16 protein-coding genes are annotated in these 14,500 nt (G+C 65.9%); 4 read left to right on the forward strand and 12 right to left on the reverse strand.

Annotation, left to right across the window (positions count from 1 at the left end; translation table 11 throughout):
* Window positions 1-85: 85 nt before the first annotated feature.
* A complete protein-coding gene (locus C7I55_RS06300) occupies window positions 86-1,879 on the forward strand; it encodes a hypothetical protein (protein WP_106512040.1) in 1,794 nt (597 codons plus the stop codon).
* Here the strand turns inward: C7I55_RS06300 and C7I55_RS06305 are convergent.
* The 8 genes from C7I55_RS06305 to gluQRS are packed head-to-tail and all read right to left on the reverse strand — an operon-like array spanning window position 1,869 to window position 7,700.
* Window positions 1,869-2,492, reverse strand: coding sequence for a MarC family protein (locus C7I55_RS06305; protein WP_106512455.1), 624 nt, complete (start codon window positions 2,490-2,492; stop codon window positions 1,869-1,871). The genes C7I55_RS06300 and C7I55_RS06305 overlap by 11 nt on opposite strands.
* A 16-nt stretch (window positions 2,493-2,508) precedes the next feature.
* Window positions 2,509-3,399: a bifunctional methylenetetrahydrofolate dehydrogenase/methenyltetrahydrofolate cyclohydrolase FolD gene (gene folD, locus C7I55_RS06310; protein ID WP_106512041.1), complete on the reverse strand. Its 891-nt coding sequence runs from the start codon at window positions 3,397-3,399 to the stop codon at window positions 2,509-2,511.
* A gap of 7 nt (window positions 3,400-3,406) precedes the next feature.
* Complete coding sequence (locus tag C7I55_RS06315; RefSeq protein WP_106512042.1) at window positions 3,407-3,712, reverse strand: YggT family protein; 306 nt, start codon at window positions 3,710-3,712, stop codon at window positions 3,407-3,409.
* 59 nt (window positions 3,713-3,771) lie between these two features.
* Entirely contained in the window at window positions 3,772-4,734 is a 963-nt protein-coding gene (egtD, locus tag C7I55_RS06320) for an L-histidine N(alpha)-methyltransferase (protein ID WP_106512043.1), read from the reverse strand.
* On the reverse strand, window positions 4,734-5,999 hold the full coding sequence (gene egtB, locus C7I55_RS06325) for an ergothioneine biosynthesis protein EgtB (RefSeq protein ID WP_106512044.1): 1,266 nt from the start codon (window positions 5,997-5,999) through the stop codon (window positions 4,734-4,736). Before egtB ends, egtD begins: the two co-directional genes overlap by 1 nt.
* 45 nt (window positions 6,000-6,044) lie before the next feature.
* Window positions 6,045-6,617 carry a cob(I)yrinic acid a,c-diamide adenosyltransferase gene (locus C7I55_RS06330; protein ID WP_106512045.1) on the reverse strand — a complete coding sequence of 191 codons (573 nt, stop codon included), beginning with the start codon at window positions 6,615-6,617 and terminating at the stop codon, window positions 6,045-6,047.
* Between the two features lie 3 nt (window positions 6,618-6,620).
* On the reverse strand, window positions 6,621-6,824 hold the full coding sequence (locus C7I55_RS06335; protein WP_106512046.1) for a twin transmembrane helix small protein: 204 nt from the start codon (window positions 6,822-6,824) through the stop codon (window positions 6,621-6,623).
* Between the two features lie 9 nt (window positions 6,825-6,833).
* A complete protein-coding gene (gene gluQRS / locus C7I55_RS06340) occupies window positions 6,834-7,700 on the reverse strand; it encodes a tRNA glutamyl-Q(34) synthetase GluQRS (RefSeq protein ID WP_106512456.1) in 867 nt (288 codons plus the stop codon).
* Window positions 7,701-7,866: 166 nt separating this feature from the next.
* On the opposite strand from gluQRS, the gene C7I55_RS06345 reads away from it, so the two are divergent.
* Window positions 7,867-8,433, forward strand: coding sequence for an HNH endonuclease (locus tag C7I55_RS06345; RefSeq protein ID WP_106512047.1), 567 nt, complete (start codon window positions 7,867-7,869; stop codon window positions 8,431-8,433).
* Window positions 8,434-8,474: 41 nt separating this feature from the next.
* On the opposite strand, the gene C7I55_RS29420 is transcribed toward C7I55_RS06345, so the two are convergent.
* Window positions 8,475-8,888: an HNH endonuclease gene (locus tag C7I55_RS29420; RefSeq protein ID WP_408640585.1), complete on the reverse strand. Its 414-nt coding sequence runs from the start codon at window positions 8,886-8,888 to the stop codon at window positions 8,475-8,477.
* A 48-nt stretch (window positions 8,889-8,936) separates the two neighbouring features.
* Here C7I55_RS29420 and C7I55_RS06355 point away from each other — a divergent pair, with 48 nt between their 5' ends.
* Window positions 8,937-9,827 carry a DMT family transporter gene (locus C7I55_RS06355; RefSeq protein ID WP_106512049.1) on the forward strand — a complete coding sequence of 297 codons (891 nt, stop codon included), beginning with the start codon at window positions 8,937-8,939 and terminating at the stop codon, window positions 9,825-9,827.
* A gap of 33 nt (window positions 9,828-9,860) precedes the next feature.
* On the opposite strand, the gene C7I55_RS06360 is transcribed toward C7I55_RS06355, so the two are convergent.
* From C7I55_RS06360 to C7I55_RS06365, 3 genes are all read right to left on the reverse strand, one after another.
* Window positions 9,861-10,061, reverse strand: coding sequence for a hypothetical protein (locus tag C7I55_RS06360; RefSeq protein WP_106512050.1), 201 nt, complete (start codon window positions 10,059-10,061; stop codon window positions 9,861-9,863).
* Window positions 10,062-10,170: 109 nt separating this feature from the next.
* Window positions 10,171-10,353, reverse strand: coding sequence for a hypothetical protein (locus C7I55_RS27695; RefSeq protein ID WP_146150940.1), 183 nt, complete (start codon window positions 10,351-10,353; stop codon window positions 10,171-10,173).
* An 84-nt stretch (window positions 10,354-10,437) separates the two neighbouring features.
* On the reverse strand, window positions 10,438-11,184 hold the full coding sequence (locus tag C7I55_RS06365) for a Crp/Fnr family transcriptional regulator (RefSeq protein ID WP_233222077.1): 747 nt from the start codon (window positions 11,182-11,184) through the stop codon (window positions 10,438-10,440).
* A 419-nt stretch (window positions 11,185-11,603) separates the two neighbouring features.
* On the opposite strand from C7I55_RS06365, the gene C7I55_RS06370 reads away from it, so the two are divergent.
* The gene (locus tag C7I55_RS06370) at window positions 11,604-14,474 is read left to right on the forward strand and encodes a M16 family metallopeptidase (protein ID WP_106512051.1); all 2,871 of its coding nucleotides are present in this window, start codon (window positions 11,604-11,606) and stop codon (window positions 14,472-14,474) included.
* Window positions 14,475-14,500 lie beyond the last annotated feature (26 nt).

The following is a 14,500-nucleotide window of genomic DNA, read 5'->3' on the forward strand; positions in this document are numbered from 1 at the left end:
TTCAGAGAGACACTCCCGAAAGGCTCGCTTGCCCTTTGCAGTGCAGCGATTAATGCCGGAGCCGAGGGTTGGGAAGGGCAGAAAGATGGACGCACTCGACAGGCTGGAAAAGCACTGGCGCTGGTGGCTGCTCCTCGTCTGGCTTCTGACCTGCGTCCTGCTGATCTTCAATCGCTGGGGGCAGATGCGCGGCTTCGGCCTCAGCGACACCGACGATAACATCCGCATGATGGAGGTTCGCGCCCTGCTCAACGGCCAGGGCTGGTACGATCTTCGCCAATATCGGCTCAATCCGCCTTACGGCGCGAACATCCACTGGTCGCGGATCGTCGACCTGCCGATCGCCGGCATCAAGCTCGTGCTCGCCCCGATGGTCGGCGGAGCCGCCGCCGAACGCTGGGCCGTGGCAATCGCGCCCTTGCTGCCGATGGGCTTGGCGATGGCCGCGATCGCCGTCACCGTCCGCCGGCTGATCGCGCCGCACGCTTTCGGTCTCGGGATCGCGCTTCTGCTCTGCGGGCACAGCACGCGCGGCATGTGGTCGCCGTTGCGGATCGATCATCACGGCTGGCAACTCGCTGCTTTGGCGGTGGCGGTGATGGGGCTCGCCGATCCGAAGCGCGCGCGGGGCGGGATCGTGCTTGGCCTCGCAACCGCTTTCTCGCTCGCCATCGGACTCGAGATGCTGCTTTATCTCGGACTTCTCGGTGCTGCGACCGGGCTGATCTGGATCGTCGACGGGGGTCAGGCCCGGCGGCTCGCGACCTATGGCCTCAGCCTCGCCGGCGGCTGCGCCCTCGGTTTCCTGATCTTCGCTTCCGACGCCAATCGCGAGCCGCTTTGTGACGCCCTCACGCCAGTGTGGCTGTCGGTCATGGTGTTGGCCGGAGCGCTCTGCGTCGGGCTTGCGATGGCGACGCCGCAGCGCTGGCCGCTGCGCCTCGGTCTGGCTGCGGCCGCTGCGATCGTCCTCGGCGTTTTCTATGCGCTCGCCTGGCCGCACTGCCTGCAGCGTCTCGAAGGCGTCTCGCCCGAGCTTGCGGCGATGTGGCTCGACAATGTCCGGGAAGCGCGGCCGCTTTATACCCATGGCTGGCAGGTCGCGATCTCGATCGTCGCGATGCCGGTCGCTGGGCTGTTCGGTTATGGTCTGATGATCTGGCGCAACCGCCGCGATCCCGCGGCTTTGGTCGCCTGGGCCTCGGTAGCCGCCCCGGCCCTCCTCGCCATACTGCTCCTGCTTTGGCAAAGTCGCGCAGGCCCCGCGGCCCAGATGCTGTCCGTTCCAGGCGCGACGGCGCTCGCGTGGCTGATCATACCGGGCCTTCGTTCCAGCAAGTGGATGCTCGTCCGCGTGGTCGGAACGGTGTTCGCCTTCCTGCTCGTGTCCGGCATCATTGCGCAGGAAGCCACGCGCTTCATTCCCAAGCCCAAGTCCAAGGTCTCGGCGATCGCCAACAAGGCCAATGGCAGCTGCCCGACCCTCGCCGCGCTCCGCCCGATCGCCCAGCAGCCGCGCGGCTATGTGCTGACCTTCGTCGATCTCGGACCGCGCCTGATCACCGTGACCCACCACGACGCCGTCGCCGGGCCCTACCACCGCAACGGCGCCGACATCCTGGATGTGATGAAAAGCTTCCGCGGCACGCCCGACGAAGCGCATCGGGTGATCGCGAAGCGCGGCATCGATTATGTCCTGATCTGCCCGGGGATGGCGGAATCGACCGTCTATGCGGCCTATGCCAAGAACGGCTTCTACATGCAGCTGGTCCGCAACAAGCTGCCGGCCTGGCTGACGCCGGTGCCCCTGCCGAAGGATTCGCCCTACCGGATGTTCCGGGTAATCGGCGAACCGGTGGCCAAGACGGTCAGACCTTGAAGCTCACCATGATCCCGTCGATGACGAACTGGGCGGCGAGCGCCGCCAGGATGACGCCGAGCAAGCGGGTCAGCATCGCCTCGAGCTTCTGACCGATCAGCCGCATCAGCGGCCCCGCGGCGAGCAGGGCGAGCAGCGTGAGGACCATCACCGAGGCGAGCGCGCCGATCACCACGGCCGTCTCGTGAACCCCGTGGCTGCGTGCCACCAGCAGCATGATCGAGGCAATCGATCCCGGACCGGCGATCATCGGGATCGCCATCGGGAAGACCGAGATGTCGTCGTGGGCGGGATCGGAATTGACTTCCTGCGCGCGGGTTTCGCGCCGCTGGGTCCGTTTCTCGAACACCATCTCGAGCGCGATCAGGAACAGCATGATGCCGCCCGCGATTCGAAAGGCGGCGAGGCTGACGCCCAGCGCCCGCAGCAGATCCTCCCCGAGCAGGCCGAAGAACAGCAGGATACCAAAGGCGATCGCCACCGACCGCCAGGCCATGGCGAAGCGGTGCGTGGCCGGCGTGTCGCGGGTCAGGCCGGCGAAGATGGGCGCGCAGCCGGGGGGATCGATGATGACGAAAAAGGTGACGAAGGCGGAGACGAACAGCTCGATCACGCCATGCAACCCATCGTCACAGCCCCTCTGGTGCAGGAAGGCCGGCGCGGGCGCAGGCCGCCACGAGTGTGTTGCGGAGCAGGACGGCGATAGTCATCGGACCGACCCCGCCCGGAACCGGGGTAATCGCGCCGCCGACCTGCGCAGCGCTCGCGAAATCGACGTCACCGACGAGCTTCGCCTTGCCGCCATCGTCGCCGCCGACGCGGTTGATGCCGACGTCGATCACCGTCGCACCCGGCTTCAGCCAGTCGCCGCTCACCATCTCCGCGCGCCCGACGGCGGCAATCACGATGTCGGCGCGGCGGACGATGTCGGGCAGGTTGCGCGTGCGGCTATGGGCGATGGTGACGGTGCAATTCTCCGCCAGCAGCAGCTGCGCCATCGGCTTGCCGACGATGTTCGAGCGGCCGATGACGACCGCGTCCAGGCCCGACAGGTCGCCGAGCCGGTCCTTCAGCAGCATCAGGCAGCCGAGCGGCGTGCATGGGACGAGACCGTCCTCGCCCACCGCGAGTCGGCCGGCGCTGATCACGTGAAATCCATCGACGTCCTTGTCGGGATCGATCGCCTCGATCACCGCCTTGTCGTCGATCCCCGCCGGGAGCGGCAGCTGGACGAGGATCCCGTCGACGGCCTCGTCGGCGTTCAATTGCTCGACGAGCGCGATCAGTTCTTCCTGGCGGGCCGTGTCGGACAGGCGATGCTCGAAGCTTGCCATGCCCGCGTCCACGGTGGCCTTGTTCTTTGAGCGGACATAGACCTGGCTCGCGGGATCCTCGCCGACCAGCACCACCGCGAGCCCGGGCGCGCGCCCCTGTGCCGCAGCGAAGGCGGGAACCGCTTGGGCAACCCGCTCCCTGAGGCGCGCCGCGAAGGCCTTCCCGTCGATCAGGTCTGCGCTCATCGGGTTCTCACACGCTCGCCCGCAATGCGGAGACCAAAGCGGCGTCGAGGATGTAGTCGCGGAGGATGATGATGAGCAGGATCACCACCATCGGCGAGAGATCGATCCCTCCGAAATCGGGCATGATCTTGCGGATGGGGCGGTAGAGCGGATCGGTCAGTCGGTCGAGGGCGTTCAAAAATTGGCGGAGGCCGTCATTCTGCGTGTTGATGACGTTGAAGGCTATCAGCCAACTCAGAACCGCCTGAAGGACGATGATCCAAAACAGCACCGTCAGGAGCAGTTTGGCAATTCCGATAAGGGCAATCAGCATCATGTTCTCCCCGCGGGTTGCCCTGCCATGTAGGGCGGCGCGCGGGACGGGGCAATGGATCAGGGTGCGAAGCGCAGCGGATCGGCGCGTGCGAGGAGGATCGCGAACGAATCCCCCTCCGCCGTCCACTCGTTGGTCACGGTCCAGCCGCCGGCGGTGAGCAGCAGGCGGGCATCCCGCCGGCCATATTTGTGGCTGTTCTCGGTGTGGATGGTCTCGCCCGCGCGCATCTCGAAGGCGCAGCCGTCCACCTCGAAGCGCACGTCGCGGAGCGCTTCGAGGTGCATCTCGATGCGCGAGAAGCCGTCGTTCCAGACCGCGCGGTGTCGGAAGGCGCCGACGGGAATGCTGCCGTCCAGCTCGCGGTTGATCCTGTGGAGCAGGTTGAGGTTGAACTCGGCCGTCACCCCCTGCGAGTCGTCATAGGCGGCGAGCAGGGTCTCGACCGATTTCACCCGATCCATCGCGATCAGCAGGAAGCTGCCGACCCCGAGCGTCTGTCGCATCGCCCGCAGCAGGTCGACGGCGGTTCCTGGCACCATGTTGCCGATCGTCGATCCCGGAAAGAAGCCGAGCTTGGTCTTCTGCGCTACCGCGTCGGGTAACTGGAACGGCCGCATGAAATCGGCCTCGACCGGGTAGAGCGGCAGGTCCGGGAAGATCGATTGCAGGGCTGCCGACGACTCTCTCAGGAAGTCGCCCGATATGTCGACCGGCACATAGGCGGCCGGGGAGGTCGCACGAAGCAGGATCGGAGTCTTTGTCGACGATCCCGATCCGAACTCGACGACGACGTCGCCGGTCCCGACGATCTCGGCCACCGCGGCCGCATGCTGTTCCAGTAAGGCGGTGTCGGCACGGGTCGGATAATATTCGGGAAGCTGGGTGATCGCCTCGAACAATTCCGAACCGCGGCGGTCATAGAGCCAGCGGGCGGGGATCGCCCGGATCGGCGCAGTGAGCCCGGCGAGCACATCGGCCCGGAACGCCGGGTCGGCCGGTGGGCGACGAAGCACGTCCATCAGATATCCCTTGCAAGGCGCAAACCGCAGAATTGCCAGCGCTGGTGGGGGTAGAAGAAATTGCGATAGGAAGCGCGCGCGTGTCCGCGCGGCGTGGCGCAGCTGCCGCCGCGCAGCACGAACTGGTTGACCATGAACTTGCCGTTATACTCGCCGACCGTGCCCTCCGCGGCGCGGAAGCCCGGATAGGGGCTGAACGGGCTCGACGTCCATTCCCAGACATCGCCGAACATCTGCTTCAGCCGCGCCTGGCCGTGGGCCGGTCGCGGGCGGACGGCCGCGGCGGAATCGAGCTGATTGCCTTCCAGCGGGTCGCACCCTGCGGCGGCCGCTTCCCATTCCGCCTCGGTCGGCAGGCGGGCGCCGGCCCAGCGTGCGAACGCGTCGGCCTCATACCAGCTGACGTGCGCGACCGGCTCCGCCGGATCGACCGGGTGAAGGCCATCGAGGCCGTAGCGGACATAGTCTCCGTCCGATCCGCCGTCCCAGTAAAGCGGCGCCCGGATGTCGCAGCGCTTCACCCATTCCCAGCCGTCGGCGGTCCAGTGCCCCGGCTTCTGATAGCCTCCCGCCTCGATGAAGCGGATCCACTCGCCGTTGGTGACCGCCCGGTCGGCCAGTTCGAAGGGGCGCAGCAGCACTTGATGGCGGGGCGTTTCGCAGTCGAACGCAAAACCCAGGCCGCGATGGCCGATCTCGACGGTGCCTCCGGCGAAGCGGGCGCAGCCCATCGACTCCGCCGCATCCGGCCCTGCTTCCTGCCGCGGCCAGAGGGCGATGCCGAGCGGGTTCTCGGCGAAGGTAGCCAGCAGATCGGTGAGCATCAGCTCCTGATGCTGTTGTTCGTGATGGAGGCCGAGCTCCAGCAGATCGAGTGCCGGGGCCGGCAGCAGCAGGAATGCATTCAGCACCGCTTCCTCAACATGGCTGCGATAGTCGAGGATCTCGCCCAGCGAAGGGCGGCTGAGCATGCCGCGCTTGGCCCGAGGGTGCCGCGCGCCTTCGCCGTCATAATAGGAATTGAACAGATAGGCCCAGCGTTCGTCGTGCGGACGATAGCCGGCGACATGGTCGCGCAGGACGAAGGTCTCGAAGAACCAGCTGGTATGCGCCAGATGCCATTTGGCCGGCGATGCATCCGGAGACGGCTGCAGGGTCGCATCGGCGTCGGAGAGCGGCGCCGCAATGTTCCTCGTCAGCGCCCGGACGGAGTCGAACCGGTCTCGCAGCGACGTCAATTGCAGGTTCGAAGCTCGTGTTGCCATGGCCCTTCCTCCCGGGACAGGGTCTCTATCAGTTGCTGATGCAGATTAGCCGCGTGTCGCGCCCGGCTGCCAGAGAATATCGCCGCCAGCACCCGCGGCGACGAGGCGCGCGAGCACGAACAGATGATCGGACAAACGGTTGAGATAGATGAGGGCGAGCGGGTTGAGGGCGACCTCGGCGGCCGCTGCGACGGCAGACCGCTCGGCCCGCCGCACGATCGCGCGGGCAAGGTGGAGGTGCGCCGAGCCGGCAGCGCCGCCCGGGAGGATGAAGCTGCGCAGCGGCTCGAGCGCCGCATTCATGGAATCGATCTCCGCCTCGAGGCGGTCGATCTGCGGCTGGACAATCCGCAAAGTCATCTCACCCGGCGCGAAATCGTCGCCCGGGGTGGCGAGATCCGCCCCAAGATCGAACATTTCGTTCTGTATCGCCTGGAGCATGCGCCGGTGATCGGCGCCGGTGACGTGAAGCGCGGCGATGCCGATGGCGCTGTTGGCCTCGTCGACGTCGCCGATCGCCTGCGCCCTGGGATGCGCCTTCGAAATGCGCGATCCGTCCGCAAGCCCGGTCAGGCCCTCGTCACCCGTACGGGTGTAGATGCGATTGAGACGGACCAGGGGTCAGGACTTTCCGCTCGCCATCATCAGGAACAGGATGATGAACACGATCGCGATCGCCTGGTACATGATGCGCTTGCGCATCAGCTGCTGCGAGCGTTCGCCCGTCAGATCCTTCTGCTGCGCCATTCCGATCACGCCCTTGGCGAGCACGAACAGGGTCGCACCGGCAGCAACGAGGATCAACAGGAAGAGGAAGACGTCCATGGCCTCTATCTAAGTGCCCGCCGACGAATATCCACCCGGCAATTGGCCCATGCGCAGATCGGCGATCAGCCGCGCCGGATCGGCGCCGGCCTCTCGAAGGCTGGCGAGCGTCGGCGCACCGGTCCGCTTTGCCAGGCGGAGTCCCTCGGCATCGGTCAGCAATGGATGATGGTGATAATGCGGCGTGGGCAGCTCGAGCAGCGCCTGCAGGAGCCGATGCACGTCGGTCGCGGCATAGAGATCGCGGCCGCGAACGATGTCGGTAACGCCCTGGCCGGCGTCGTCGACGGTCACGGCGAGATGATAGCTGGTCGGCGCATCCTTGCGTGCAAGCACCACATCTCCGAACGCCTGGGGCTCGGCAAGGACCTCCGTCTCTTCGTCATGCCAGTAAAGCGGTCCCGCCTCGGCGCTTGCCTTGGCGGTGTCCAGCCGCCAGGCGTGCGGCTCGGCGGCGAGCCGCCGGGCGCGTTCGTCGCGAGAGAGCCGGCGGCAGATTCCGGGATAGAGCGGGCCGTCGGGCCCGTGCGGCGCGGACGCGCTGGCCGCCACTTCGGCCGCGATCTCGGAGCGCGTGCAGAAGCAGGGATAAACCAGGCCGCGAGTCTTCAGCCCGTCTAGCGCCTCGGCGTAGAACGGCAGGCGTTCGGACTGGAACAGGATCTCTCCGTCCCAATCCAGCCCGAGCCACATCAGATCCTCGATGATGCCGTCGACGAAGAGCGAGCGGACGCGGCCCGGATCGATATCCTCGATCCTGAGCAGGAAGGCGCCGTTCCGATCCCGTGCGAAATCGTGGGCGAGCAGGGCGGAATAAGCATGGCCGAGGTGCAATCGGCCGGTCGGGCTGGGCGCGAAGCGAGAAACGATCTGCATCAGTGCTTTGCCCCTTGACCGCGAGTCATCGGCCATGCTGTCATGCGCGTGTCACCTTCTCGTGAAAGGAGGTGCTGGACAGGGGATGCTTCGCTCTCCGTCCTGAGTGCGACAGGCGGGGTCGTTCGAGGTTGTCCCTCGGGACACGGAGGCCGTCGCCGAGCGCATGTACCATCCCGACCTTCTCAGACATCCCGATTCATGCCCTGCGTTGGTGTTGAACGCGGATTATACGCCGTTGAGCTACTACCCGCTCAGCCTGTGGCCGTGGCAGACAGCGGTCAAGGCGGTGTTCCTGGAGCGGGTCGACATCGTCGCCCAATATGCCCGTGAGGTGCACAGCCCGAACCGATCTTTCAAGCTGCCCTCGGTGATCGCGCTCCGCCAATATGTGAAGCCGTCGGAGAATCCGGCCTTCACCCGGTTCAACCTGTTCCTGCGCGATCGGTTCGAATGCCAATATTGCGGCGATCTGCGCGAACTCACCTTCGATCACGTCGTCCCCCGTGCCCAGGGTGGACGGACGACCTGGGAGAATGTCGCGACAGCCTGCGCGCCCTGCAATCTGCGCAAGGGCGGTCGCACGCCGGCCGAAGCGCACATGCACCTCTTCCGCCGGCCCTACCGTCCGACCAGCTGGCAGCTCCAGGAAAACGGCCGCAGCTTCCCGCCCAACTACCTCCACGACAGCTGGCGGGACTATCTCTACTGGGATATCGAGCTGGAAGCCTAGGCGTTCTCGGGCACTGGGGAGCGGACGCGGCCGGATCCAGCTTATTTCCGCTTTCGCTGCCGTGTAGGGACATGAAAGTCCGGATCCTTGTCTCTCACCCAGGTGATGAAGGTGGCGATGTCCGGATGTGCGCGCAGCGCCTCGGCCGAGGCGAAATTGCGTTCAAGGCTCTTATTGTCCAGCGCAGCGTGGATCGTGCGGTGACAGATGGGATGAACGGGCGCCGTTTCCCGGCCGCCCCGGCTCTTGGGAACGGGGTGATGCCGTTCGATCTTCCGACCCATCGGCCGCTCGCACAGAAAGCATGTCGGCGCCGGCTCCGTGGTGGCGTTCCGAGATTTCTGCTGGCGGGCTTTCCTTGACGGCATCGCGTCGGCAGCCTTAGAGCATCGCGCCGAAAAGTGGCTACCGGTTTTCGGCTTTAGCGATGCGATTTCAAGAGCCTGGGGCAGCAAGCGTGGTTCCCGAATCGGGCTCGCTGCTCTAGCCGGAGCCAAGGATTCATGCACGACCCCACTCGCCTTCAGGCCGCACGCGCGGGTCGGTTCGCCTTTCCGGCGCTGCTTCTGTCAAATCTGATGCTCGCGTTCGGCCCGTGGATGGTCCGGCTCGCCGACGTCGGTCCGGTTGCCGCGGGCTTCTGGCGGCTGGCGCTCGCCGCACCCTTTCTGCTGATCCTGGCGCGCCCCGGCCTGCGCGGCGCGTCGTCGCCCTCATCCGGGCTGCTTGCCGTAATTGCGGTCGGCGGCTTGTTCTTCGCCGCCGATCTCGCGGCGTGGCACGTCGGCATCCACATGACCAAGCTTGCCAATGCCACTTTGTTCGGCAATTGCTCGAGCTTCCTGCTGATGCTCTACGGCTTCATCGTCCTGCGCCGGCTGCCCGGCCGGGTGCAGATGGTCGCGCTCGGCCTCGCCGGGGTCGGAGCGGCCCTGCTTCTCGGATCAAGCTATGAAATGTCGCCGAAGAATCTTCGGGGTGATCTGTTCGCGTTGCTGGCCGGTCTGTTCTACGCCTTGTACCTGGTCGTGATCGATCGGGCGCGGCGAACGGTCGCGCCGATGCCGGTGCTTGCGATCGCGACGATTTCCGGTGCAGTCCCGCTGCTCCTCTTCGCCGCTTTGCTCGGCGAGACGATCATGCCGAACGCGTGGACGCCTTTGATCCTGCTTTCGCTCGGCAGCCAGCTCATCGGGCAGGGGCTGCTCGTCTATGCGGTCGGGCACCTCTCGCCGGTGGTGGTCGGCCTCACCCTGCTGACTCAGCCGGCGGCGACGGCGGTGATCGGCTGGTTCGCTTATGGCGAGCGTCTGGGCCTTGCAGACCTGATCGGCGCAGGCTTCATTGCCGCCGCTCTGGTGCTGATCAGACTTCCCGAGCGCCAGAACGGATGAGTCGGAGGGGCGCGCTCGGGCGGAGCGCGCCCCTCAAGCCGCAGCGGAGAGGGATGGGCGCCGCGGCTTATCGATGCCGGCCTCGATCGCAGCGAGGTGGTGCATGCGTTCGAGGTGAAGCTGGGAGAGGCCGAAATGGGCGCGGGCTGCCTGCGTGCAGCCCGCATCGGTCGCGCGTTCCAGCTCTGCCATGGCCCGAAGCGAATGAAAGCGGATCTCGTCGCCGATGCGCATCTTTCACCTGTTCCCCGTTAGTGCAATGTCGATGCTCGTCTTTGGGCAACTGCGCGGCCTCACGCACTTACGTGCGTTAGCTTCTTGTAACTTTTTGAAAAATTTAACCTTAGTTGCGCACGATCTGCAGGTGCGCGGCCGGCGCCTCGGTCAGCGAATGCATCCTGCCGAGGTGGAGTTCGGAAAGCTCCAAATGGGCCATGGCGGCCTCCTCGGTCGACGCGGAGCGGGCCCGTTCCAGTTCTTGGAACGCACGATCGGCGTGGTGGCGGATCGACTCTCTTCTGGACATGGCCGCGCTTTCGACTCGGGATGGAACTCTACAAAGCGAAGCGCCACCGTGACTCCATAGACCCATCACGCGCAACAAGATGGATCAGTTCCGTGCAGCCGCAACAAAATCATGATGCAAGTAGCGCTCGTTGAAATCGCCGGCTTCGCGCAGCCTTTGCCAGTCCTCGATCGTGATCGATCGCCGGTCCCGGCTGATCAATCCTTCCTCGCCCAATTGCCGCAGCACGCGATTGACATGCACCGAGGTCAAGCCGACGGCATCCGCGAGCTGCTCCTGGGTCATCGGCAGCTCGTAGCGGTGATCCTTGGCAAGCCCGGCTGCTTCCAGCCGAAGCGAAAATTCACACAGGATGTGCGCGACGCGGGTACGGCTGTCGCGGCGGCCGACATTGACTACCCATTCCCGGAAGATCGATGAATCGACGAGAGTGTCGACCCACAGCGCCCGTGCGATGCTCGGGTTCGACAGCGTGATCTCGCGGATCGCCTGCATCGGAACGAACGCCACGTCGGCTTCGGTCAGGGTCTGAACGCTATGATCCGAGACTTGAAGAAAGCTGTTCTGGAGATCGACGAATTCGCCCGCCATGTGCAGCGAGACAATCTGTCGGGCGCCTTCCCCGGTGATCTTGTAACGATAGGCGTAGCCGGAAAGCAGCAAGGCGCATTGCTCTGGCGGTTCGCCGTCGCGCACCAGATGCGCCCCGGCCGGCACCTTCCGGACGCTGTGCTGTACGGACAGCAAGGCAAGTTTGTCGGCTTCGGACAGGGGCGAGCGACTGTCGAGCCGCTTGATCATCTTTCCAAATGTCGGATGCGCGTCCGGCACTGTTACTCCTCGCTCGGGCGTGTGGGAATTGGACACGTCGATATCGCCGTGTGCCCCCGTCCGACCGGAGTGCATAAGTGGTGCTGGATTCGTCCGCGTTTACCTAGATTAGCTGCGCGCGTTTCTCCCTCTTTTTCCGCGTCTTGAGGCTTTCTGGGCACCATTGCGGGCGGCGTGGGCATGACCGGCTCATCAACACCGCTTTGGGGAGCACCAGCAAGCTGGACCAAAGTCCACCGAAGGTTGTGGAACCTATCAAGCCTTGCGGCATCGCGTGGGCTGTCAGCCGCTCCAATCGGCATCGGGCAGATTGCGGCGGGAGAAAAGCAAGAAATGCCAACGACCTCCCCGAACGGCTCTGGCCGAGCCGGGCACTTCGACCTATCGATCGCCTACCAGGACGAGGGGAAGGAAAGGCGATGCGTACCAAGGCCGCTTTGCTTGCAGTAACGACATTTTCGGCGCTTGGCGCTGGCGGAACGGCGATCACGGCGGCAGCGCAGCCCGCGGCTTCCCAGCCGCAGCCGGCAGCTATCACGGTGCCAGCGCTTGCCTTCAAGGAACGTCGCCTTTCCAACGGCCTTCGCGTCATCACCCTCAAGGATACGACCACCCCCAACGTCGCGGTGTCGGTCTGGTACGAGGTCGGCTCGAAGCACGATCCGGAAGGTCGCTCCGGATTCGCCCATTTGTTCGAGCACATCCTGTCCCGCAAGACGCGGAACATGCCCTACAACATGATCAACAAGCTCACCGAAGATGTCGGCGGCGTGCGCAATGCGTCGACCTGGTACGATCGCACCAATTATTACGAGATCGTTCCTGCGCGCTATCTGCAGACGATGCTGTGGACCCACGCCGAGCGCATGGCGCTGCCCGTGGTCGACGAACAGGTGTTCGAGACCGAGCGCAACGTCGTCAAGGAGGAGCTGCGCCAGCGGGTGCTCGCGCCGCCTTACGGCCGTCTGCGCCTGCTTTTGAACGAGCAGGCCTGGGACCGCATGCCGCATCGGCGGCCCGGGATCGGCAGCATCGAGCAGCTCGATGCGGCGACGCTCGCCGACGCACGCGCCTTTCACGAAGCTTATTATGGCCCGGATACCGCGACCCTGATCGTCTCCGGGAATTTCGACGACGCGCAGCTGCAACGATGGGTCGACACCTATTTCGCGAAGATTCCGGCCCGGGCCGCGAAGATCCCGCTGGCGATCACCGAGCGTGACACGGCGCCCGCGCGAAAGCGGACGGTGACGATGTACGCCCCGAACGTGCCGCTGCCCGTCGTGGGATCGCTGTGGCGAATCCCCGGCTCCAGCCATGCCGACATGGCCGCGCTCGCAGTGCTCGATACCATTCTCACGGCCGGCGACAGCTCGCGCCTCAACCGCAGCCTCGTTTATGATCGGCAGCTCGCGACCTCGATCAACGGCGATCTCAGCGATGTCGAGGAGCAGGGCTATTATGCGCCTTATGCGATCCTCGCCGGCGGCAAGAGCGTGGAGGAGGTCGAAGCGACCCTGTCCGCGGAGATCGCAAGAGTGCGCGACGCGCCGGTGACCGCCGCCGAGCTCGCCGAGGCGAAGACCGAGCTGCTCGCGGCGGCCCTGCGCGAGCGGGAAACCTTCAGCGGACGCGCATTCGATCTTGGCGAGGCATTGGTCCGCACCGGCGACGCGCGGGCCGCCGACAAGAGGTTGGCCGCCATTCAGAAGGTGACGGCCGGTGACGTTCAGCGGGTCGCACGCACCTATCTCGCGCCGGACCGGCAGGTGGATTTCCGCTATCGCAACGAGGCGGAGCGCCCGGCGGGGCAGGCCGATGCCTGGGCGAACCCGGTGCCGATGCCCCCATTCAAGAGCGTCCCGGCCGCCACCCGGCCGCCCCATGAAGCGGCGGCCGAGGGCGAGCGCCAGCAGCCGCCGGCGCCGAGCGCCGCCGTGCCGGTCACCCCGCCGGCGATTTCGCAGACCAGGTTGGCGAACGGGCTCGATGTCGTCACGGCGCGGACCGGGGCCGTCCCGATCGCCTCGATGGTGCTGGTGGTGAAAGGCGGCGCGTCGACCGATCCGCGCGCGAAGGCAGGGCTCGCGTCGATGGCGGCAACGCTCGCGACCAAGGGCACGCCCACCCGCAATGCCCAGCAGATCGCCGCGCAATTCGAGTCGCTCGGCGCCGAGATCGGCAGCGGTGCGGGCCCCGACGGTGCCTTTCTCTCGGTCTCGGCACCGGTGGCGAACCTCGAGGCGGCAGGACGGATCCTCGTGGATCTCGCGCGCAATGCGACCTTCCCGGAACAGGAACTGGAACGGGAGCGCAAGCGCGCTCTCGACGGCCTGTCGATCGCGATGCGCGATCCCGGCAGCGTTGCCGGGCTCGTCGTCACGCCGCTCGTCTATGGCAGCGCCCCGTACGGCAATCTCGCCAATGGTACGCCGACCTCGCTGCAGGCGCTGACCCGTGACGATCTCGTCGCGCATCATGCCAGATGGTGGCAGCCCGGCAATGCCGCCCTGATCGTCTCCGGCGGGATCGATGCCGCCCGTTCGGCCGCACTCGCCCAAAGCCTGTTCGGAAGCTGGCAAGGTCGGGGGCCGGCGCCCCAGGCGCCGACCGCGCGGGCCGGCGAGAGTCAGATGGTCCGCACGATCGTCATCGACATGCCGGGGTCGGGTCAAGCGGCCGTCACGGCCGCGGTGCCTGCGCTCGCCCGCGGTACGGCCGATTATTATCCGTTGACCCTCGCCAATGCGGTGCTCGGCGCCGGATCGAACGGGCGCCTGTTTCAGGAGGTGCGGGTCAAGCGCGCTTTGTCCTACGGCGCCTACAGCGCGATGCCCGCGCGGCTCGACGCCAGCCTGCTGACCGCAAGCGCGCAGACCAAGAACGAAAGCGCCGCCGACGTCGCCAGGATCTTTCTCGACGAACTCGATCGGCTCGGCAGGGAGCCGCTCGACGCCGATGCCACCGCCAAGCGGATCGCTTTCCTCACCGGCACTTACAATCGGCAGGTGGAGACGAGCGGAGGTCTTGGCGGGGTGCTCGCCAATCTCATCCAGCAAGGCCTCTCGCCGGAGGAGGCCGCAGCCTACGTACAGCGCATGGAGAGCGTCACGCCGCAGGCCGCCTCGGCGGTCGCCGCGCGGATCGCCTCCTCGCAGCGCGCGAGCCTGATCATCGTCGGCGACGCTTCGAAATTCCTCGACAAGGTCAAGGCGATCAGGCCCGACGTGGAGGTGATTCCGCTGGCCGAGCTCGATCTCGATTCCCCGACACTTCGAAAAGCGAAATAGCGTGTTCAGGCGACGATAATCCCTTC

The sequence above is a fragment of the Allosphingosinicella deserti genome (assembly GCF_003012735.1).
Classification (GTDB): Bacteria; Pseudomonadota; Alphaproteobacteria; order Sphingomonadales; family Sphingomonadaceae; genus Allosphingosinicella; species Allosphingosinicella deserti.

Bases quoted from the DNA above. Each gene is read 5' to 3' on its own strand.
- C7I55_RS06345 (WP_106512047.1), top strand. From the start codon at position 7,867: ATGTACCATCCCGACCTTCTCAGACATCCCGATTCATGCCCTGCGTTG.
- C7I55_RS06335 (WP_106512046.1), bottom strand. From the start codon at position 6,824: ATGGACGTCTTCCTCTTCCTGTTGATCCTCGTTGCTGCCGGTGCGACC.
- C7I55_RS06315 (WP_106512042.1), bottom strand. From the start codon at position 3,712: ATGCTGATTGCCCTTATCGGAATTGCCAAACTGCTCCTGACGGTGCTG.
- egtB (WP_106512044.1), bottom strand. From the start codon at position 5,999: ATGGCAACACGAGCTTCGAACCTGCAATTGACGTCGCTGCGAGACCGG.
- C7I55_RS06370 (WP_106512051.1), top strand. From the start codon at position 11,604: ATGCGTACCAAGGCCGCTTTGCTTGCAGTAACGACATTTTCGGCGCTT.
- C7I55_RS06355 (WP_106512049.1), top strand. From the start codon at position 8,937: ATGCACGACCCCACTCGCCTTCAGGCCGCACGCGCGGGTCGGTTCGCC.
- gluQRS (WP_106512456.1), bottom strand. From the start codon at position 7,700: ATGCAGATCGTTTCTCGCTTCGCGCCCAGCCCGACCGGCCGATTGCAC.
- C7I55_RS27695 (WP_146150940.1), bottom strand. From the start codon at position 10,353: ATGTCCAGAAGAGAGTCGATCCGCCACCACGCCGATCGTGCGTTCCAA.
- C7I55_RS06360 (WP_106512050.1), bottom strand. From the start codon at position 10,061: ATGCGCATCGGCGACGAGATCCGCTTTCATTCGCTTCGGGCCATGGCA.
- folD (WP_106512041.1), bottom strand. From the start codon at position 3,399: ATGAGCGCAGACCTGATCGACGGGAAGGCCTTCGCGGCGCGCCTCAGG.
- egtD (WP_106512043.1), bottom strand. From the start codon at position 4,734: ATGGACGTGCTTCGTCGCCCACCGGCCGACCCGGCGTTCCGGGCCGAT.
- C7I55_RS06300 (WP_106512040.1), top strand. From the start codon at position 86: ATGGACGCACTCGACAGGCTGGAAAAGCACTGGCGCTGGTGGCTGCTC.